Annotated in this window: 19 protein-coding genes; 15 read left to right on the top strand and 4 right to left on the bottom strand. The window is 42.3% G+C overall.

Going from position 1 to position 20,241, the window contains the following annotated elements; all coding sequences use genetic code 11:
• Window positions 1–6: 6 nt before the first annotated feature.
• The 11 genes from btuD to CKY02_RS25420 all read left to right on the top strand — a co-directional run bounded on the left by btuD (window position 7) and on the right by CKY02_RS25420 (window position 11,142).
• Window positions 7–759 carry a vitamin B12 ABC transporter ATP-binding protein BtuD gene (gene btuD, locus CKY02_RS01670; protein ID WP_112894018.1) on the top strand — a complete coding sequence of 251 codons (753 nt, stop codon included), beginning with the start codon at window positions 7–9 and terminating at the stop codon, window positions 757–759.
• A 137-nt stretch (window positions 760–896) separates the two neighbouring features.
• A complete protein-coding gene (gene arnB / locus CKY02_RS01665) occupies window positions 897–2,042 on the top strand; it encodes a UDP-4-amino-4-deoxy-L-arabinose aminotransferase (RefSeq protein ID WP_112893976.1) in 1,146 nt (381 codons plus the stop codon).
• Complete coding sequence (gene arnC, locus CKY02_RS01660) at window positions 2,043–3,020, top strand: undecaprenyl-phosphate 4-deoxy-4-formamido-L-arabinose transferase (RefSeq protein ID WP_112893975.1); 978 nt, start codon at window positions 2,043–2,045, stop codon at window positions 3,018–3,020.
• Window positions 3,021–5,003, top strand: a complete 1,983-nt coding sequence (arnA, locus tag CKY02_RS01655) for a bifunctional UDP-4-amino-4-deoxy-L-arabinose formyltransferase/UDP-glucuronic acid oxidase ArnA (protein WP_112893974.1) — start codon at window positions 3,021–3,023, stop codon at window positions 5,001–5,003.
• Entirely contained in the window at window positions 5,003–5,896 is an 894-nt protein-coding gene (arnD, locus tag CKY02_RS01650; protein WP_112875732.1) for a 4-deoxy-4-formamido-L-arabinose-phosphoundecaprenol deformylase, read from the top strand. The genes arnA and arnD overlap by 1 nt, the downstream gene beginning before the upstream one ends.
• Window positions 5,897–5,903: 7 nt before the next feature.
• Window positions 5,904–7,565 (top strand): lipid IV(A) 4-amino-4-deoxy-L-arabinosyltransferase, encoded by a 1,662-nt coding sequence (arnT, locus tag CKY02_RS01645; RefSeq protein ID WP_112893973.1) that lies wholly within the window; start codon window positions 5,904–5,906, stop codon window positions 7,563–7,565.
• Window positions 7,562–7,903 (top strand): 4-amino-4-deoxy-L-arabinose-phosphoundecaprenol flippase subunit ArnE, encoded by a 342-nt coding sequence (arnE, locus tag CKY02_RS01640; RefSeq protein WP_112875734.1) that lies wholly within the window; start codon window positions 7,562–7,564, stop codon window positions 7,901–7,903. Before arnT ends, arnE begins: the two co-directional genes overlap by 4 nt.
• Window positions 7,900–8,280 (top strand): 4-amino-4-deoxy-L-arabinose-phosphoundecaprenol flippase subunit ArnF, encoded by a 381-nt coding sequence (arnF, locus tag CKY02_RS01635; RefSeq protein WP_112893972.1) that lies wholly within the window; start codon window positions 7,900–7,902, stop codon window positions 8,278–8,280. Before arnE ends, arnF begins: the two co-directional genes overlap by 4 nt.
• Before the next feature lie 105 nt (window positions 8,281–8,385).
• A complete protein-coding gene (locus tag CKY02_RS01630) occupies window positions 8,386–8,871 on the top strand; it encodes a C40 family peptidase (RefSeq protein WP_112893971.1) in 486 nt (161 codons plus the stop codon).
• A 974-nt stretch (window positions 8,872–9,845) separates the two neighbouring features.
• Complete coding sequence (locus CKY02_RS01625) at window positions 9,846–10,775, top strand: hypothetical protein (protein WP_112893970.1); 930 nt, start codon at window positions 9,846–9,848, stop codon at window positions 10,773–10,775.
• A 223-nt stretch (window positions 10,776–10,998) separates the two neighbouring features.
• The gene (locus tag CKY02_RS25420; RefSeq protein ID WP_338015662.1) at window positions 10,999–11,142 is read left to right on the top strand and encodes a type II toxin-antitoxin system TacA family antitoxin; all 144 of its coding nucleotides are present in this window, start codon (window positions 10,999–11,001) and stop codon (window positions 11,140–11,142) included.
• Window positions 11,143–11,307: 165 nt separating this feature from the next.
• Here the strand turns inward: CKY02_RS25420 and CKY02_RS26120 are convergent, their stop codons facing one another.
• Together CKY02_RS26120 and CKY02_RS01610 are read right to left on the bottom strand one after the other, a co-directional pair.
• Window positions 11,308–11,442, bottom strand: a complete 135-nt coding sequence (locus CKY02_RS26120; protein ID WP_274382166.1) for a hypothetical protein — start codon at window positions 11,440–11,442, stop codon at window positions 11,308–11,310.
• Window positions 11,443–11,590: 148 nt separating this feature from the next.
• Window positions 11,591–12,007 (bottom strand): flagellar protein FlhE, encoded by a 417-nt coding sequence (locus CKY02_RS01610; protein ID WP_238399132.1) that lies wholly within the window; start codon window positions 12,005–12,007, stop codon window positions 11,591–11,593.
• A gap of 315 nt (window positions 12,008–12,322) precedes the next feature.
• Here CKY02_RS01610 and CKY02_RS01605 point away from each other — a divergent pair, with 315 nt between their 5' ends.
• The 4 genes from CKY02_RS01605 to CKY02_RS01590 are packed head-to-tail and all read left to right on the top strand — an operon-like array spanning window position 12,323 to window position 17,014.
• The gene (locus CKY02_RS01605; RefSeq protein WP_240001970.1) at window positions 12,323–13,066 is read left to right on the top strand and encodes an ABC transporter ATP-binding protein; all 744 of its coding nucleotides are present in this window, start codon (window positions 12,323–12,325) and stop codon (window positions 13,064–13,066) included.
• Window positions 13,059–14,273 (top strand): ABC transporter permease, encoded by a 1,215-nt coding sequence (locus CKY02_RS01600; RefSeq protein WP_167405252.1) that lies wholly within the window; start codon window positions 13,059–13,061, stop codon window positions 14,271–14,273. Before CKY02_RS01605 ends, CKY02_RS01600 begins: the two co-directional genes overlap by 8 nt.
• Window positions 14,266–15,744, top strand: coding sequence for a TolC family protein (locus CKY02_RS01595; protein WP_112893968.1), 1,479 nt, complete (start codon window positions 14,266–14,268; stop codon window positions 15,742–15,744). Before CKY02_RS01600 ends, CKY02_RS01595 begins: the two co-directional genes overlap by 8 nt.
• A complete protein-coding gene (locus CKY02_RS01590) occupies window positions 15,728–17,014 on the top strand; it encodes an HlyD family secretion protein (RefSeq protein ID WP_112893967.1) in 1,287 nt (428 codons plus the stop codon). The genes CKY02_RS01595 and CKY02_RS01590 overlap by 17 nt, the downstream gene beginning before the upstream one ends.
• An 84-nt stretch (window positions 17,015–17,098) precedes the next feature.
• On the opposite strand, the gene CKY02_RS01585 is transcribed toward CKY02_RS01590, so the two are convergent.
• Both CKY02_RS01585 and CKY02_RS01580 read right to left on the bottom strand, forming a co-directional pair.
• On the bottom strand, window positions 17,099–18,913 hold the full coding sequence (locus CKY02_RS01585) for a formyltransferase family protein (protein WP_112893966.1): 1,815 nt from the start codon (window positions 18,911–18,913) through the stop codon (window positions 17,099–17,101).
• A gap of 109 nt (window positions 18,914–19,022) precedes the next feature.
• Window positions 19,023–20,222 (bottom strand): MFS transporter, encoded by a 1,200-nt coding sequence (locus CKY02_RS01580; RefSeq protein WP_112893965.1) that lies wholly within the window; start codon window positions 20,220–20,222, stop codon window positions 19,023–19,025.
• Between the last annotated feature and the right edge of the window lie 19 nt (window positions 20,223–20,241).

The following is a 20,241-nucleotide window of genomic DNA, read 5'->3' as shown; positions in this document are numbered from 1 at the left end:
CAATTGATGGCTCTCAATCAGGTATCAGTACGAAACCGATTAATGCCGCTGACAGCGTTGGTACGACAAGGTGAACAGATACATATCATTGGGCCGAATGGTTCAGGAAAAAGTACACTATTGGCCTGTATGGCCGGTATTTTACCCTATAGTGGTGCAATTGATTTGCAACAAAAGTGCCTTAGTCAATATAGTCACTACCAATTAGCACGCTACAGAGCATGGCTTAGCCAGCAAATTTCTTCTGTGCCAATAATGCCGGTTTTTCAATATTTGCAACTGCATTTAGCAGCCCATCTTGTTAATTGTGACGGTGTGTTGTCAGAACTCTGTTCCTTTTTTAAGTTGGGAAAGTTTCTAGAGACACCTGTAGGCAATCTATCTGGTGGTGAATGGCAAAGGGTGCGATTAACCGGAGTTTTTTTACAAGTCTGGCCATCAATCAATTTGGAAGGCAAATTATTGCTCTTGGATGAGCCTACGAATAATCTTGATATCACTCAGGTAGCGGCACTTGATCTGTTGATAAAGAAATTCTGTGAACTCGGTGGAACCGTAGTCATGAGTGGTCATGATCTCAATCATAGCTATGATAAAGCTGATCGGATCTGGTTGCTTGCTAATGGATCACTGGTTGCGAATGGAAAGCCGGATGAGGTAATGAAAGAAAATACGCTCTCCAGAGTTTTTGCCGCTGATATCAAATGTGTGCCAGAAAAGACAGATAAATATTGGCGGGTTTTTTTGCCTGAATTATAGTCCAGCCTTATGTACGTACCTGCCGTGAATCTATTGTAATTTCCACTTAATTTGCTAAATCATACCTGTGTTTACGATTCGTTCAAATATAGTCATCTAATATATCGTTATATTATGAATGAATTGGACTGTGTTTTATGGATAGTTTTCTTCCATTTTCTCGTCCTGCGATGGGTGATGAAGAAATTCAGGCAGTAGAGAAGGTTCTTCGTTCGGGGTGGATTACAACAGGCCCGCAAAATCATCAATTGGAACAGGACTTTTGCCGCATGTTTGGTTGCAAACATGCGATTGCTTTGACCTCGGCGACGGCGGGTATGCATCTGACACTAATGGCACTGGGAATTGGCCCTGGTGATGAAGTGATTACACCGTCTCAAACTTGGGTTTCCACAATAAATATGATCTGTTTGCTTGGTGCTGAACCAATTATGATTGATGTTGATCGTCATACTTTAATGGTTGACGCGCAGACAGTGAAAAAGGCGATTACTTCCAGAACCAAAGCGATTATTCCGGTTCACTATGCCGGTGCGCCTTGTGATTTAGATATATTGCGTGGAATTGCTCAGGAGGCGGGGATTCCATTGATTGAAGACGCCGCTCATGCATTAGGAACCCGTTATAAGAATGAATGGATTGGTGAGCATGGCACCGCGATTTTCTCTTTTCATGCCATAAAAAATGCCACTTGTGCAGAAGGGGGGTTAATTGCTACTGATAACAATGAACTTGTTGAACGAATTCGATGTCTAAAGTTTCATGGATTGGGTATTGATGCTTTTGATCGTCGGATTCAAGGCAGGAGACCACAGGCGGAAGTTGTAGAACCGGGTTACAAATATAATTTATCTGATATTCACGCTGCGATTGCTGTTGTGCAATTAAGTAAATTGGAATCAATGAATATTCGCCGTCGGCAAATTGTCGCCCGTTATTCAGCGGCATTAAAAGATTCGCCTTTGCAGATGTTAAGTGTGCCCGATTATGAGCATATTCATGCACATCATCTATTTATGGTGCGGGTTAATAAGGATGTTTGTGGCATTGATCGCGACACATTAATGGAATGTTTGAAAAACAAGAATATTGGCACAGGCTTGCATTTCAGAGCTGCACATACACAAAAATATTATCGGGATCGGTATCCGCAGTTGTCATTACCTGAATCAGAATGGAATTCAGTAACACTCTGTTCATTGCCACTCTTTCCTGATATGAGTGATGAGGATGTAGATCGTGTCATTGATGCTTTACAAGAAATTATTTCGGAGCACAGATAAGTGTCATTTGAACAAATTAAAAAAGTTTCTGTTGTTATTCCAATTTATAACGAAGAAGAAAGTTTGCCTCTTTTATTGGAAAGAACCTTAGCAGCCTGTAAACAATTGACTCAGGAATATGAGCTTATTCTTGTCGATGATGGCAGTAGTGATAAATCTGCGGAAATTCTGATTCAGGCCGCGGAACAACCTGAAAATCATATTATCGCAATTTTACTTAATCGTAATTATGGTCAGCATTCAGCGATTATGGCGGGGTTTAATCAGGTCAATGGCGATTTAGTTATTACGCTTGATGCTGATTTACAGAATCCGCCAGAAGAGATCCCCCGTCTTGTTAAAACAGCTGAACAAGGTTATGACGTTGTGGGTACTCGCCGAGCTAATCGGCAGGATTCTCTGTTCCGTAAAACAGCTTCAAAAATCATCAATGCGATGATTACCAAGGCAACAGGCCGTTCTATGGGCGATTATGGCTGTATGCTCCGTGCCTATCGTCGCCATATTGTTGAAGCCATGTTGCAGTGCCATGAGCGCAGCACCTTTATTCCTATTCTGGCAAACACTTTTGCCCGTAAAACCATTGAGATTGATGTCGCTCATGCAGAGCGTGAATTTGGTGATTCCAAATATAGCTTCATGAAGCTGATTAATCTGATGTATGACTTGCTAACCTGCCTGACAACAGCACCTTTGCGTTTACTGAGTGTGGTAGGAAGTGTGATTGCAGTTTCTGGTTTTTTGCTGGCTGTATTATTGATGGTTTTACGTCTGATTTTCGGTGCCATATGGGCAGCAGAAGGGGTATTTACTCTGTTTGCCCTCCTTTTCATATTTATTGGCGCACAGTTCGTCGCGATGGGCTTATTAGGTGAATATATAGGCCGTATCTATAACGATGTTCGTGCACGCCCACGTTATTTTATTCAAAAAGTGGTCGGAGATAAAAAGACCAACGACAACCAGGAAGAGTACTAAATGAAAGCAATTGTATTTGCCTATCATGATATCGGCTGTGTCGGGATCAATGCTTTAACTAAAGCTGGTTTTGATATTCAGGCGGTATTTACCCATACAGATGATCCTAATGAAAACCATTTTTTCTCTTCTGTTGCCCGTTTAAGTGCAGATTTGGCGCTGCCGGTGTTTGCGCCAGAGAATGTTAACCATCCTCTTTGGATTGAACGTATCCGGGAACTGAAACCTGATGTGATTTTCTCTTTTTATTACCGAGATATGTTGAGTGAAGATATTTTATCGCTGGCGAGCACGGGTGCATTCAATCTCCACGGTTCACTGTTGCCAAAATACCGTGGCCGTGCCCCGATTAACTGGGCGATTTTGAATGGTGAAGTGGAAACGGGTGTAACCCTGCATAAAATGGTGTTGAAACCTGATGCAGGGGATATTATTGCTCAGCATAAGGTTGCTATTGCAGAGACAGATACCGCGTTGACTTTGCACGGTAAAATTCGTGAAGCAGCGGAAAAACTGCTTAATCAAGTATTACCTCAGATCAAAGCGGGAATTTATCCTGCCATACCACAAGATGAAAGTCAGGCAACTTACTTTGGGCGTCGTACTGCCGCGGATGGTGAGATTGACTGGCGCAAATCAGCCACTGAAATTAACAATCTTGTCAGGGCAGTAACTGAGCCATATCCTGGGGCATTTACTTTCTTAGGTGAGCGTAAGATTACTATCTGGCGTGCCTGCCCGTTGAATGAGACGCATGACAAACAGCCGGGAACAGTATTATCGGTAGATCCGTTAATTATTGCCTGTGGAAAAGGCGCGTTAGAAATTATCAATGGGCAAAGTGAATCAGGTTTGTATGTTCAGGGCCACAATTTGGCGGCAGAGATGAGCATGGTGACTGATATCCGTGTTGGCCCAAAGGCAACCACTCAAATTAACCATCGGAAACGTGTATTAATTCTCGGTGTGAATGGCTTCATCGGTAATCATCTAACAGAACGTCTATTACGTGATGGCAACTATGATATTTATGGTATGGATATCGGTTCTTCCGCCATCGAGCGTTTTATTGGTAATCCGCGTTTTCACTTCATTGAAGGTGATATCAATATCCATACTGAATGGATTGAATATCACATTAAAAAGTGTGATGTCGTTTTGCCATTGGTAGCCATTGCGACTCCAATTGAATATACCCGTAATCCGCTGCGAGTATTTGAATTGGATTTTGAAGAGAATTTAAAGATTGTCCGTTATTGCGTTAAATACAATAAACGAATTATATTCCCGTCCACATCAGAAGTTTATGGAATGTGTGATGATAAAGAATTTGATGAAGATGACTCTCGTCTGATTGTTGGTCCAATCAATAAACAACGTTGGATCTATTCTGTATCAAAACAATTGCTGGATCGTGTTATCTGGGCATATGGTGAGAAAGAGGGGCTCAAATTCACACTATTTCGTCCATTTAACTGGATGGGGCCACGTTTGGATAATTTAAACTCCGCACGTATTGGCAGTTCCAGAGCGATCACACAATTAATATTGAACTTAGTTGAAGGCTCACCGATCAAACTAGTAGATGGTGGCGAACAGAAACGCTGTTTTACTGATATTAATGATGGTATCGAGGCGCTGTTCCGTATTATTGAAAACCGAGATGGGCTATGTGACGGTCAAATTATCAATATTGGTAATCCAACTAATGAAGCCAGTATTCGCCAATTGGCAGAAATATTACTTGATAGCTTTGAAAACCATGAATTGAGAGATCATTTTCCTCCGTTTGCTGGATTTAAAAAGATTGAAAGTGGCAGTTACTACGGTAAAGGTTATCAGGATGTTGAACACCGTAAGCCAAGTATTAAAAATGCGGAGCGGTTACTAGGTTGGAAACCAACCATTGACATGAAACAGACGATAAATGAAACACTGGATTTCTTCTTGCGTGGTGAAGTGGAAGAATTAGGGAAAAATTAATGAAACAAATTGGCTTGAGAGTTGATGTGGATACTTATCGAGGAACCGTTGAAGGAGTACCGAAACTGCTCAAAATTTTGGCAAAACATCAGATTCAGGCCAGTTTTTTCTTTAGTGTTGGGCCGGATAATATGGGGCGCCATTTGTGGCGTCTTTTACGGCCAAAATTCTTATGGAAAATGTTGAGGTCAAATGCAGCATCTCTGTATGGTCTTGATATTTTACTGGCGGGGACTGCATGGCCGGGTAAGAAGATTGCTAAAGATTTAGGCTACTTGATGAAACAAACGCTGAATGCAGGCCATGAAGTGGGTCTGCATGCCTGGGATCATCAGCGTTGGCAGGCGAAAGTTGGCCGTTGGTCTGAAGCTCAGTTAACAGAGCAGGTTAAATTGGGAGTGGATGCATTGGTACAGGCAATTGGCCAACGGGTAACGTGTTCTGCTGTCGCGGGTTGGCGGGCTGATGAACGCGTACTCGCGGTAAAGCAACAGTTTGGTTTTGACTACAACAGCGATTGTCGGGGAACTCATCCATTCAGGCCCATCTTGCCTGATGGTACTCTTGGTACCGTACAAATTCCGGTGACGTTGCCAACTTATGACGAAGTGATAGGAATTCAGGTTAAAGATGAAGATTTTAACCAGTTTATCTTTGATAAAATGAAAAACAGCCAGGGAGTTCCGGTATATACCATCCATACGGAAGTTGAAGGGATGTCCAAGTCCACAGAATTTGCAACGCTGTTGGAAATGGTTCATCAGGAAAACATACAATTTTGTGCATTGAGTCATCTGCTGCCTGAAAACATACAGCGACTTCCTGTTGGGAGAATTGTTCGTTCTGAATTTCCCGGTAGAGAAGGGTGGTTAGGATGCCAACAAGAGGCTTAACTTATCTATGTTAAATAACCGGGCGTGTAAGGTTGGGGCCTTTTTGATGGCTCTTTTTTTTATCCTTACCTATTTATTACCCCTGAATGGCCGCCTATTATGGCAGCCTGATGAAACCCGTTATGCAGAAATCAGTCGTGAAATGCTGCAACGAGGAGACTGGATTGTTCCGTATTTGCTGGATATTCGTTATTTTGAAAAGCCTGTAGCGGGTTATTGGATTAATAATATTAGCCAATGGATTTTTGGTGATAATAATTTTGCTGTCCGTTTTGGATCGGTTTTCTGTATTTTTATCAGCGCAATTTTATTATATCGACTTGCTATGATGATGTGGCATAACCGGCATATTGCTTTTGCCACTAGCCTTATCTACATCTCAATGTTTCTGGTATTTGCCATTGGCACTTATAGCGTACTCGATCCGATGTTTTCTTTGTGGGTAACGGCTGCCATGATGTGTAGCTTCTGGGGGCTAAAAACAGACTGTACCAGACGGCGAATAATGGCATATTTGGTGCTTGGTTTGTGCTGTGGTATGGGTTTTATGACTAAAGGGTTTCTGGCATTGGCTGTTCCGGTCATTGTGATGTTGCCCATTGTCATTTATCAGAAGCGGGTCCTGCAAATAGTCTGCTTTGGCCCACTTGCCATTATTTCGGCGATAGCAATCAGTTTACCGTGGGTGATTGCAATTGCCCTACGTGAGCCTGATTACTGGCACTATTTCTTCTGGGTTGAACATATTAAGCGTTTTTCTTCCGATGATGCACAGCATATTGCACCGTTCTGGTATTACATACCCATTCTTATTCTTGGTGTGATCCCGTGGTTGGGATTATTACCTGGGGCGGTGATGAAAAGTTGGAAAGAAAGAAAATCCAATCCTGAAATGTTTTTTCTACTTTGCTGGTTTGTCGTGCCATTGTTATTTTTCAGTATTGCGAAGGGAAAATTGCCAACTTATATCCTGCCCTGTATGGCGCCATTGGCAATGATGATGGCTAAATTTGGTGTCGATTGCGTTAAAAATGGCAAGATGGAGTTACTTAAGATCAATGGAATGGTTAACGTATTTCTTGGTCTGCTGGCGGTAATAGTTCTGTTTGCTATGGAAGTAGTGACAAAACACTCTTTATATCAGCCATCAGAATGGCTTAAATGGGTTTTAGCGATTGTTGCTTTTGGTATTTGGGGAATTATCGGTTATCTGTGTTTTGCGTTGAATGGGAAATACTGGTTATGGGCGGCATTTTGCTCCATTGTTGTCAGTTTAGTGATAGGTAATGCTTTGCCTGAAAATACCGTTAATTCCAAATTACCTCAGAACTTTATTAAGTTACACCATCAGGAACTTGCAGACAGTCGCTATATCCTGTCGGAAAGTGTTGGTCTTGCGACCAGTGTCGCTTGGGAGATGAAGCGTAGTGATATTTATATGTTTGAACGTTGGGGAGAGCTGGAATATGGGTTGAATTATTCAGATAGCCAATATCGATATATCAGCTATAAAGATTTTCCGCAATGGTTAGCGAAAGCGCGTAAAGAAGGGCGGGTATCAGTACTCTTTCATTTATATAAAAATGAAAAATTACCTGATTTGCCAAAGGCAGATCAAATTAGTCGCAATTATCGCTTTGCTATTTTGGTTTATGAGAAGCGACCATGATAAGTTTCACTTTATTGTTGCTGATTAGCTTACTGACATGTGCTGGTCAGTTATGTCAGAAACAGGCTGTGATGTGTTGGCGCAGTGATGTTTATCAGCGGGCATCTGCGCTGAAATGGTTAATAGGGGCTGTGATTCTATTGGCTGTTGGCATGTTATTTTGGCTTCGTCTATTGCAGATATTGCCGTTAGGAATTGCTTATCCAATGTTGAGTATAAATTTTATTCTGGTCACTTTGGCGGGGAAATTTTTTTATCAGGAAAAAGCGGGCATAAAACATTGGAGTGGGGTTGTGTTTATCATGTTGGGAATTTTGCTGATGAGTTTGAATGAATGAAAGGTTATATTTGGGGATTGGTTAGTGTATTACTGGTGACAATAGCCCAGTTATTACTGAAATGGGGTGTTGTCAATTTGCCAGCGTTGAATCTTGGTTTGCATTGGTTTGATATTGAGTGGCTATGGAGTCATCACCATTCTCTGGTGGCGGTAATGGCTGGTCTGGTTGGATATCTATTATCTATGTTGTGTTGGTTATTTACGCTAAAATATTTACCATTAAATAAAGCCTATCCGTTAATAAGCTTAAGTTATGTCTTTGTCTATTTAATGGTGGCTTTATTGCCTTGGTTTAATGAAACCATCACATTATTGAAAACCGCGGGCGTGATTTTTATTTTGTATGGTGTCTGGTTGATTAGCCGTCCAGAATGAAGAAGGGAAAAACTATTTAACTGTTTTACTTAAAGTACAGACTTGTTTTTTTATTGAGTTCCGGATAGAGTCACCTTGTTTTGCTGATTTTATGAGGAGGGGGTAATGATAATAAGAATAAAAGAGTTACTCTTATTGTTCAGTCTGTTACTTATTGGCTGTTCCAGTCATGCCCCCAGGACTCCGGCTCCGGTGTTAAAGACGGCGCTTTCTGATCCAATCATGGTGATTGCTCAGCTTAAGGAGCAGCTTAATCAATGGCGTGGTACACCATATCATTATGGTGGAATGGATCGTCGGGGGGTAGATTGTTCTGGTTTTGTTTACCGTACTTTCAGTGATCGGTTTGATATTCAATTACCTCGTACTACCGGTGGACAAATAAAATTAGGGACCCGTATTGATAAAAGCGATTTAATGCCGGGTGATTTGGTCTTTTTCAGAACAGGTAGTGGCGAACATGGGTTACATGTTGGCATTTATGATGCCAATAACCAGTTTATTCATGCGTCAACCCATAAAGGTGTTACTCGTTCATCTATGAATAATGTTTACTGGAAAAAAGCTTTTTGGCAAGCTCGGAGAATTTAAATCCGCGTTTATCCGCAAATTGTAAAAATTATTATTAAGATGGCAATTTTATTTAAACCTCAGTAATTAATATCAGTAATTTTAATTTTATTAATTGAATTTTAACCATCTAAAAATAATTATTTTATGACAGTAAATAAATTATCCATATTGCATTTAACTTGGTCAGGGAATACCTGATTTTAATTTAAGGTATATTAGTTAAAAAAGTTTAAAAATAAATAACCAGTTCCTTAATATACAGGGAACTAGTTAGAATGTTTATTATTTCGTTATTTCGTTATTTCGTTATTTCGTTATTTCGTTATTTCGTTATTTCGTTATTTCGTTATTTCGTTATTTATTTATTTATTTATTTATTTATTTATTTATTTATTTATTTATTTATTTATTTATTTATTTATTTATTGTATGAATTTCCGGATTAATATTTTTATAGTTTATAACTATATTTTTAAATGTAGCAATATATTATTTACATATTTTCAATAAATTTTGTGTTCAGAAATAAAATCCTATCAATACCAAATGCAATAAAATTTTTATTTTATGACGGAAAACTTAAACATTATTTATTAAGTTGACTTGTTTTTATGAGTTGTATTTTCATTTGCCAGATTAGACTAATAGGTGTATTTTCATGAGGCGTAGGTCAGTTGCTATATTTCAACATCTTTTTTGCCAAAGAGGAATACATTGTGAAATATTAATAATTAACCTATTAAGAAAAATATTAGATTTATATTTTAAAGAAAAAAATAAGAACATAATAATCTGATATCAATAATGGCTAATCAGGGGGTTATTTATCTTACGTAGAGTAAAAAAACAGAAAATCAATATTTGAAACAGTTTTACATTTTCGAACCATAAATATGATTAATTAGCCAAATAATTTTTATCTTTCAGAAATTAATTATACTTTAGCGAAGAGAATAGATCTAATAACTTAAATCATCTCAAGAGGAAAACTGATGACAAATAAACAACCTTATTTACCTGAAATAAAATATTCTCCGTGGGCACCCAATGATGCGCCATTATTTATCATACTTGGGCAATCCAACAGTTATGGTCATGGAACACAATTACCGCAAGATGAAAAAATTACACAAGGTTTAAAAAACGTATTTACATTATTTCAGCCAGAAGTTTACGGCATTGACTTTCCCGCAATTAACTGGACAGGACTGACTAGCTTTGGTAATGCCAATATTGGTACTCCTATCGGTTTACCTCTTGGCAATCAGGATCACCCAGTTAATGCTGCCAACTGTTTTGCTAAACATTGGCAAGACCACATTAACCGGGGTAATGCGCTTAATTTGCCTGATCTTTATGTCATTTTGATGGGGTGGGGCGGCCAGGGAATGTATTTGGATAATCCGCCGCATAACCGTTGGGCTCCTGAGCGAGATCCCTGTGATGTGGAATCGCTCTATCCGCGTGCGATCAGAACCTTGCGCATGGCGGTCGAATCACTGCGTAAACTAGGCAAAAATCCTCGTATTTTGGCTGTTCATTGGAACCAGTGGGAAGCAGAAACCGGAAGTTTATTGGTGGCACAGGCATCAGAGCAGAATTTTACCCGCATCATTACTGGTATCAGTGATGCTTTGGGTTCTCGCTGTATACCGTGGAGATTGTATTATCCACTTTCGGTTGCGTTTGATCCCATCAACACCAGCTATGTGCTTAAGGCTATCAATAATGTTATCGCTGATGATCCCCAATACCGAACGCTAATTGATGCGCGGAATTCTCCTGACTATACCGGAAAAGCGACTGAGTTTGGTGTTTTTCTGCCTGATAGTATTCATTATGATGACAAAACTCAGACATGGTTTGCCCAACAGGAGTGGGAATTGATTTTATCTGGTTATAAAGGGGTCGAACTACCATAGGGTTAATTATCTGAGAGATGCCTAGATGGCGGTTAGGGCCGTCATCTTATCGGTAGGAATAATATATCTTTGAGTATCTATGTATGCCTTTTCGGCATACATATTGATAAACGTCTATTTTGTATTCCATAATGGCACCATGTTTATATGGATTAAAGATGCAGATGAAATCATGGCTACTAATACATAACGTAAAGAGACCCGTTTAGTTGCAAGAACTTCGATAGAGATTCAAGAGATCATACAAAGGGCGGCTGATTACTCCGGCGCAACACTTTCACAGTTTCTTATTGAATCGGCAATGGAGAGAGCGCGTAACGTGATTGAACGAACTGAAACCTTACATCTAATACCCTCATCCACTTAGTGCGGTAAAATTGGCCCGACTCGCTGTGGATTGTTCATATCAGGGGTAAAGGATAGGTGAACAGCTATTGATTGATGCCATTTATTGGATAGTGTTGGTCGCACAGCAAGTTTCAGCGATTGGGCTGTTTGTTGATCCTATGACCTCAGAAGTTATTCCGTTTTATCAGCAATATGGATTTTTGCCAGCCGATCCTAACGATAATTCACGCCTTGAAATGTGGCTACCCATCAAAACTTGTATATACCCGTCATCTTTCAAGTTGCCTCTTTGTTGGCTGCACTCACTCACCCCGGTCACATAGTTATCTATGCTCCCGGGGATTCGCTCCCTTGCCGTCGCGATGCATCTTGAAATCCATAGAGTATAGAAGTCACGAGTACCTTCAAAATAAGTCAGAATTGCCGCCTATAATGCTGACGGCAATCTTTGGCGAGTTATTGAAGTGTTATTTCCAACTGACAGTAATTTCTCCGGTTTGACCTGCTATCGGCATAACGTTACCGTTTCCAACCTTTAAGGCGAAAAGGAACTGTTGTGCTGGGCTTCTCTGATTAAATGCGTCTGTCGACATTCTTCGTGTGCGTGATATATCTATGCAATTGTTGATATCTCCCTGACAAAGATGAACCGATAAATTCTGAGGCCATCCAACAACATTCCAAGTCCAAGATACATTGGTAATTTTTCCTGTTGCAGGAGGAAAACCGACAATAGGAACGTTAACAGTTTCTAAGAAATTTTTAGAATATAGTGTGGGCAAAACAACTGAAGAGTGATAGCTGCCACTTGCCGCAGGTACTGTTTGTGAAAATATGGCTAACAATAGAGCACTACCAATGCCAAAGATTTTTTTTAATTTCATAGCCATTACCCCAATATCTGATAATTTTCTATTGCGAGAACTTAGATATACATTTTGATCTCGCGCCCTGTATCTCCTGAATTTTTATAAAAGCATGTACGCAATGCCAAAGTAGGCAGGAGTAATTTGGGTGGATTAACACCAAAAATCAATGGGGAATTTGAATTTATGTTAAGTTAATCTAATATATTTTGCTGTTCGATGCTTTTGCCAGTCACTTAGACCATAATCTTTTACAACAGGATTTTCCCATGATATAAAATCGGCTAAACAATCAAGTGGAGTCAGTGATACGTTTAATGGATGTCAAAAACGATGAATAAATTAGACATGACAATCACAACTTCCCCATGTCAGGAAGCCTTGATTTACATGGAAAATGTTTGTCGATCTTATCGTATGGGGGAAAAATATTACCCAGTACTTGATAAAATATCATTCACCATCATGCGCGGACAAAGTTGTGCGATTGTCGGCGCTTCCGGCTCGGGTAAAAGTACTTTACTTAATATTCTTGGTTTACTGGATCAACCCTCTTCTGGATATTTTCAATTTAGGGACGTTAATATAACAAATGTTACTCCTAATGAACGGGCGAAAATAAGAAATCAGGAAATTGGTTTCGTGTTTCAGAGTTTTAATTTACTTCCCAGAATGCAGGCGTTGGATAATGTGGCACTACCATTGTTATATCGTGGATATTCTCGTTCTCTAGCTCGGCAGGAAGCGAAATACCAGCTTGAGTTGGTTGGTCTGGCTGGGCGTATTTACCATCGTCCGGCTGATCTTTCCGGGGGACAGCGGCAACGTGTTGCCATTGCCAGGGCCTTGGTTGGTAAGCCTTCTCTGATTCTGGCAGATGAGCCGACAGGCAATCTCGATAGTGCGACGGCACGAGATATCATGGCACTTCTTCTGTCGTTGAACCGCGAGCAAGGCGTTACGCTTGTCATGGTTACGCATGATGAAGCCATAGCCAAAAACATGCAGCGCTGTCTATATGTTAACAACGGGCGGCTTTCCGAAACCGATCTGTGGTTGGATAGCCTCGATGCTTAATGTGAATTCTGGTCGCTACGGTTTTTCCTTCACGCAAGCACTGCGAGAATCACTGGGTAGCCTGCGTCTGCTAGGAAGGCGCTCCTTGCTTGCTTTACTTGGTATTGCAGTCGGATGTGCTTCGGTCATTGCACTTTTAAACATCGGTCATAACGCTGTTAATGAAGCTATCAGCACTTTTAAAAGTATGGGAAGCAATATCTTGGTTGCTCATTTTGCTTTCATTCCCGGCGTTGATGTCAAACCCGCGCCATCTACGCTGGATACTCAGGCGCTGACTCGTACAATACCGACTATCACACATGCTGCGCCCATCACGTTATATTCGACTCGTGTACGTTTTCACGGGAAAGGAATCGATACGAATATTACCGGTACATCCTCTGATCTGGCTGCGGTGTTGGATTTACAGATCGAGCAAGGACGTTTTCTATCGGACTATGATCGCCAAACGACCTATGCTGTGCTTGGAGCGGATATTGCCAAACAATTAAAAGTAGCCAATCAACCTATTCGAATAGGCAGTCAATTGCAAATTGGGGAATATCTGTTTGAAGTGATTGGAATTCTCGCTGCTCAGGGGCCGAACCCTTTACTCCCCGGCTCTATTGATCATTCCATCATACTGCCCATTGAAGCAATGCGCCGGTTGCGGCCTGCGCCAGAAATTGGGAGCGTCATTGCCAGAGCACGTGACACAACAACGTTAAGCAGTGACGCGGTGTCGTTACGTGACTACCTTGTCTCATTATCAAAAGGTCGTCGTGTCGAAGTTGAAATCCCGAAACAATTACTTGATGGATTGACGCGTCAGGCAAGAACATTTTCCTATTTGCTAGCGGGCTTAGGGGGAATTTCGTTGCTGGTGGGAGGAGTGGGCGTGATGAATGTCATGCTGATGAATGTTTCGGAACGCAGGCGTGAAATTGGTGTTCGTATGGCTTTGGGAGCTCGGCCTGTTGATATTGGTATGTTGTTTATGTTGGAGGCTGCCATTCTGTCCATTGCCGGTGCAATGGTTGGTTCATTGCTGGGGGTTGCGGCAGGGTACCTATTTGTAAAATTTTCGGGCTGGGTATTTACGTTATCCCTATTCTCTTTGCCTTTGGGTATCGCCAGTTCATTAGTGATTGGTCTGTTTTTCGGTATCAATCCGGCATTAGCGGCGGCCAGATTACAACCTGTAGAGGCACTTCGTGATGATTAGCCAAGTTTTTCAACGTGCTATTGGCATCATCATTGCCCTGATAATAGCCGTATCTGTCAAACCAGCGTTAGCGGAGCCGTTGAATCCATCACAGGCAACCATGCCTGCGACGGATACAATTTCGCTTAATCAGCAAACTATTGGTCTGACACTCAGCGATGCAATCTATTTAGGGTTACGAAACAATCGTTCGATTCGCAGTGCTTATCTGGATCGAATTGCACAGAAATTCGATTTACGCGTTGCTGAAGATCGTTTTACGCCCAAGTTACTGATTAATAGCCGTTATATTACCGCTCGTAATCAAAGCGATCGCTATCGCCAAAGCGAGATTACACCCACATCTACGCTGCTTGGAGAATATGGTACTCGTTTCAGTCTGTCTTGGACGAATCGGACGACATGGGCAGACAATGCAGGTCGTAGCCGTAATGATGGTGTTTCATTCTCAGTTATTCAGCCTTTGTTGCGTGGTGCCGGTAAAGATGTGGCTACAGCACCTGTGCGTCTTGCTCAATTGATGGAGCAGACAAATCGTTTGAACTTAAAAGCGACGGTATCCCAGACTATCACGCAAGTTATTATGGCTTATCGTGAATTGTTGCGTGCTCAAGAACAATTACAAATCGCACGTGATGCCCTTGAACGTTCGCGTCAATTGCTGGAAGTTAACAAAGCCATGATTTCCGCAGGCAGAATGGCTGCTTTTGAGATTGTCCAGACAGAGGCTGATGTTGCAATGCAAGAACTGTCCGCGGAGGAAGCAGCTAATCAATTGGATACCAGTCGTTTAGAATTGCTGCGATTGCTCGCCTTAGACTTACAAACTCAGGTGAAAGCGACTGATAGATTGGAAGCTAAACGTGTAGACATTAACCTGCTCCAAGCCCAACATTTGGCACAAGAGCAACAGCCATCGTATCTCACGCAATTGCTTACCGCGGAGCAGGCTGCAATTAACCTGACCGTTGCCCGTAACGAACGCTTATGGGATGTCTCTTTAGTGGGGGGTGCCAGTCAGGTACGTGATCGAACAGGGTCAAACCGTTCTCGTAATTGGGAAAATTACGCCGGTGTTCAGGTAGAGATACCCATTGGTGATTTGAGTCAGCGTCAGGCGGAAGTACGGGCGCGGGTTGATGTTCAGAACCAGGATATTCGTCTTGCTGAGGCAAAACAGTCACTGGAACGTAATGTGGGTAATGCGGTACGCGATATTGGTACGCGTTGGCGTCAATATGAGATAGCACAACGTGCCAGGGATCTATCCCTGCGCAAGCTGGAGATTGAACGTGAAAAATTGACGGTGGGCCGCTCCAGTAACTTTCAAGTCTTGAGCTTTGAAACCGATTTGCGTAATGCAGAGAATGTTCGTCTCAATGCGTTGATCACCTACTTAAATGCACAAGCGGAGTTGGACGAAACATTGGGTACTACGTTAGGGAGTTGGGATATTGCACTTAACGACTAAGATCAGGGAACTTGCCCGTTCCAAATATAAGACTCGTTGGCTCGTGACACTTGCTGTTGTATTAGTCATTGGGGCTACCATTGCTTATGTTTTCCTTTCTTCTTCAACTGATACATCATCACCGCAACGGTGGGTGCATGTTGAACCTCAACGACTGGAAAATCGTCTTGGGTTAGTTGGCCGTATTCAGGCTGCAACCAGTTTGACGATTGCCGCGCCATTTGATGGTGTTATTGCTGAAGTGATGGTAACTGAAGGCCAGCGCGTTAAGCGAGGGCAACCCCTGTTGAGCCTTGATACGACACAGTTGGACATTCAGTTGCGGCAGGCGCTCACGGAACTGTTGAAAGCCCAAAAAACCGTACAAGATTTGGTGGGGTGGGAGAACGGTCAGGATGTCGCTAGGGTACGTAGAGCTTTAACGAATGCTCAGTTAAGTCTGAGTGATACAGAACGTAAGCTAACCGATACCCGGGCTTTGTTCGAGCGTGGCATTGTTCCCCGTATGGAGGTTGATACACTGGAGCAGCAGGTCAGAGTTCAACAGCTCGATCTTGCCGCCGCTAAGGCGGAACTGAGTGTTGCTCTCGATAAAGGCACTGGGGAGAATCGCCAGATTGCTGATATGGAATTAGCTAATGCTCAATCGCGTTATCAGGCGCTTCAGGTCCAGCAAGCCCAACGTGAATTGGTTTCTCCTTTTGATGGCATTGTTATTCGCCCACAGGTATCGGAATCAGATAAGGAGTTATTTATTCAAAAGGGGAAACGTGTCACTCAAGGAACGCCTCTGTTAGGGGTAATCAATTTGGAGCAAATCCAGGCGGTAGCGCGTATTGAAGAGGCTGACCTTTATCAGGTGTATGAAGGAATGCCGGTTGAGATCACCGGTGATGGTTTTGCTGGGCTATCTCTACGAGGGCAAATTAAGACAATTGGTGTACAAGGGAGTTCAAAGGAGATGCAGGGAGCGGGTGTAACCTATGATCTATTAGTGGCTATTGATCCTCTCACTCCCGAACAGCGGCAGCGTATCCGGCTGAGTATGAGTGCGAAACTGGCTATTGTCACCTATCGCAATGAACGTGGATTGGCCTTGCCAGCCGAGGCATTACATACCGGCCCAGATGGACGAACTTTCGTCACTTATCGCCGTGAATTAAACGCACAAACCCAGCAGATTGTCGTGACACCGGGGCAGGCCGTTCCTCAAGGTGTGGAGGTGATCGGGTTGGAGGCAGGCTATGTTGAAGTTCCTGCGCGGAAATAGCTGATTCAACCTCATTGATCTTTTGCGATACCCTCGCATTGAGCGAGGGTTTACCGCGGTTTTTGCTAATTTTGGGGCAATATCTCACCGTGAAAATTCGTATATTGGAAGCTCATTTGCAGTAATATTTAAATTTTTCGAGTCTGCAATGACATTCGAAAATAGCGCCAGATCAGATGCCACATGTTCAATATTATTTACTGCAACTAATTTGCTGTTATATATGAAGCGGAAATTTCCTTTATTTTGATCAATCTGTAATGTCATTATTTCTCCGATAATTGCATGTTCCTGTATGGCATTTTTGTTCGTTGGATCTTTACTGTAACCAGAGATGACAGAAATACCAATCGGCCACGGGCGGTTGTTATGTAATAGATTGATTGCGCGTAATACTGGCTGTCTGGAGACCATATCGCAGGGATAAACTCTATGTTGTTCAAGCAATTGCTGTTCAGACGATATTGAATTTAAAATCTCTGTAAGACGTTGTTGTAAATTGATATGGACCTCCATTGGGACGATCATGGCGAAAAAGGAGGACCATTTTGAAGAATGAACAACATCTCCTGCTTGCGCCCATCCGACTTGAAATTGAGTATCATTTGATGTGTGAGCCAAATAGATAAACCAAGCGCATATAATATGTTGAACGAGCTCAGTTGAAATAAGAGAGCTATGATTGAGTACTGTTTTCCATTCAGACACATGCCAATCCGGTATTTTATCTATCGTTGCCCGCAATTTAAAAGGCAGCATTGGTGTTGAAAAACGCTCTAGTCTTTTTTGCCAAAATAGCTCTTGTTCGGTAAGTTGTTCATGTATATCTGTTAACGTCTTAATATCTGATCTTTCAATTGTGGGGAGTTGATCACCAATGTCAAGTTTGCATTGATTGGCTAAGGTGAGAGCATTTATTGGGTTGCCACGGCTATTAACAAACGAAATACGTATATCTTCACTACTTGTGGTCATTAGCCAATGGTCCTCGCTAATACCCAACAATGTACCTGGTTTATGATCGGAACGTGTATACATCACCTGTAATGTACCTATCGATACCAGGCGATCTCTCAGCAGAACTTTTGGTAATGTTAGTGGATTAGGATAGTAAACTCCGAAAGTTAAAGATCTGACCAAAGATGACAATTCCTGAGCTTTTTTATTCCACAATAGACAACCCGCGGCGTCTGGACGGCGACGTCTTGAGAAAAAACTGCGGTTATCGGGATCTTGCTGTCGGCGGGGTATATCACCGTTCTCTAGGTTGTTTAATAGTTCGGTAAATCCTTCGATAGCAGCCTGATAACATTTAAGATTCAGTGAAAGTGCGGTGTCGGTATTTTTAATATCAACATGATGCTGCACAACAATATCGCCACTGTCGACCATAGATCCGATTAAATGCCAGGTAATAGCATACTGAGACTCACCAGCAAGGATAGCCCAAGAAGTGGCATGTGTGCCGGCATAGCGTGGTAGAGGGGCGTCGTGGTAGTTGAAAGCACCTTGAGAGAGCTGATTGATTAATAGAGTAGGGAGAATAACTGGATTGACTATGGAAAAAAGCCAGCATATTGACTCAGTTTTGGAGAGCGTCAAGAGATCTTCTAGTGCTTCAACACAGTGTATATTTTGAGAAGTTGCCCATTCGGAAAACAGAGATTCCGTGGGAAAAATAGCCACAATTATGTATCCGGCCGCTTGAAGTTGTTGGGTACAACGTATCGCAAGTGTTGTACCACCGATGACGACACAAGATCGAGCTTCTCCAGTGGAGTGGTTTACAATTTTGCACTTTTCAACTTCTAGTGTGTTATTGGTTAGTATGTTATCGGTTAGTGTGTTATCGGTGCTATTTTTTTTCTCTTGCGTTGAAGATGTGAATTCGCCGGGCATGTTATCCCCTTTATCGTTATTGAGTGAAGGGATTTGTTTGAGAGTAAGTAAAGTTCATAGGCTTAATTGCCTTGAACTGCGTTTAAACACAGACAAACCCCGATATTGTTCACTTACCTTTGATTCCTTTATGAGGGAAGCCATAGTTGCCTGAATTCCAGACGATCAACAAAGCTAGCACTAACAGAACAAGTAAGGTCCACGGGAACGAGCTGGCACCAAGTGTTTCAAGTAATATCCCGCCAATAATGCCCCCGGCTGCAATGGCTAAATTCCATAAGGTAACAAGAATCGACTGAGCAACGTCTGCACCTTCCCCGGCAGATTCGGCCAATGCAGTTTGAAGTAGGGCGGCGGCACCGCCGAAGGTTAGCCCCCATAAGATCACGGCAAGAAAAACAAAGACAGGAAGAGTACCGATAACACCAAGTATGAGAGAGGCGAATGTAAATAGGGCAAGACTTATCAGCACCAACGAACGTAACATTTTGTCAATTAACAGCCCTGTTATCCATATTCCAAGCAACGACGCCACACCAAAGGCTAACAACACAAGATCAATCCTGGTAGCAAGCCCCGCCTGTGTCACAAAAGGCAATACATAGGTATAAAGAATACTGTGAGCCAGTACCCAACAAACAAGAACGCTTAATACCGGTCGTACTCCTGGAATCATGATAACTTTTTTGATCGGTATACGTTTTTCGGCAGCCCGTCCTGGGTAGTCAGGGACTTTCAACATGACCCATGCGATAACGACCAATGTTAGAATAGACATCAAACCAAAAGTTGTACGCCAGCCAACAATTCCACCAATGAATGTTCCTAATGGCACGCCAAGAGAGAGTGCCAGTGGTGCCCCGACACCGGCTACAGCCAATGCGCGTCCTTTTAAATGATCGGGTACCATCCGTCGGGCATAGCCGACCAACATTCCCCAGATTAAGCCGCCTGCCATGCCTGAAAGAAGTCTGGCCGCAAGTGCCACTATATAGTTAGATGTTAACGCGGTGAGCGTATTAAAGACTAACAAACCCGTAAGTGCCATCAAGAGTAATCGGCGACGGCGCCAACCTTGTGTTGCTGTCGTCAGTGGAATCGCAGCGACAAGTGAGCCAATTGCGTAGAGTGTAACGAATTGACCAGCTAATGCTTCAGAAACGGCCAAGCTGTCACTTATTTGGGATAGAATGCCCGCCGGGAATGTCTCTGTGAGAAGTGCAAGGAATCCCGTCATTGCTAACGCGAGTAGAGCAACGAGAGGAAAGTTGGTACTGCTCGCATGAGTGGCAGTTTTTTCTTTAATCATGGAACCCCCTTAAATAATT

This window comes from Photorhabdus bodei (assembly GCF_003287735.1).
GTDB lineage: Bacteria > Pseudomonadota > Gammaproteobacteria > Enterobacterales > Enterobacteriaceae > Photorhabdus > Photorhabdus kayaii.
This window is presented reverse-complemented; position numbering and strand designations above follow the sequence as displayed.

Bases quoted from the DNA above. Each gene is read 5' to 3' on its own strand.
- CKY02_RS01600 (WP_167405252.1), top strand. From the start codon at position 13,059: ATGCTTAATGTGAATTCTGGTCGCTACGGTTTTTCCTTCACGCAAGCA.
- CKY02_RS01580 (WP_112893965.1), bottom strand. From the start codon at position 20,222: ATGATTAAAGAAAAAACTGCCACTCATGCGAGCAGTACCAACTTTCCT.
- arnE (WP_112875734.1), top strand. From the start codon at position 7,562: ATGATAAGTTTCACTTTATTGTTGCTGATTAGCTTACTGACATGTGCT.
- CKY02_RS01595 (WP_112893968.1), top strand. From the start codon at position 14,266: ATGATTAGCCAAGTTTTTCAACGTGCTATTGGCATCATCATTGCCCTG.
- CKY02_RS01585 (WP_112893966.1), bottom strand. From the start codon at position 18,913: ATGCCCGGCGAATTCACATCTTCAACGCAAGAGAAAAAAAATAGCACC.
- arnB (WP_112893976.1), top strand. From the start codon at position 897: ATGGATAGTTTTCTTCCATTTTCTCGTCCTGCGATGGGTGATGAAGAA.
- arnD (WP_112875732.1), top strand. From the start codon at position 5,003: ATGAAACAAATTGGCTTGAGAGTTGATGTGGATACTTATCGAGGAACC.
- arnA (WP_112893974.1), top strand. From the start codon at position 3,021: ATGAAAGCAATTGTATTTGCCTATCATGATATCGGCTGTGTCGGGATC.
- arnT (WP_112893973.1), top strand. From the start codon at position 5,904: ATGTTAAATAACCGGGCGTGTAAGGTTGGGGCCTTTTTGATGGCTCTT.
- arnF (WP_112893972.1), top strand. From the start codon at position 7,900: ATGAAAGGTTATATTTGGGGATTGGTTAGTGTATTACTGGTGACAATA.
- CKY02_RS01630 (WP_112893971.1), top strand. From the start codon at position 8,386: ATGATAATAAGAATAAAAGAGTTACTCTTATTGTTCAGTCTGTTACTT.
- CKY02_RS01625 (WP_112893970.1), top strand. From the start codon at position 9,846: ATGACAAATAAACAACCTTATTTACCTGAAATAAAATATTCTCCGTGG.
- btuD (WP_112894018.1), top strand. From the start codon at position 7: ATGGCTCTCAATCAGGTATCAGTACGAAACCGATTAATGCCGCTGACA.
- CKY02_RS01610 (WP_238399132.1), bottom strand. From the start codon at position 12,007: ATGAAATTAAAAAAAATCTTTGGCATTGGTAGTGCTCTATTGTTAGCC.
- CKY02_RS01605 (WP_240001970.1), top strand. From the start codon at position 12,323: ATGAATAAATTAGACATGACAATCACAACTTCCCCATGTCAGGAAGCC.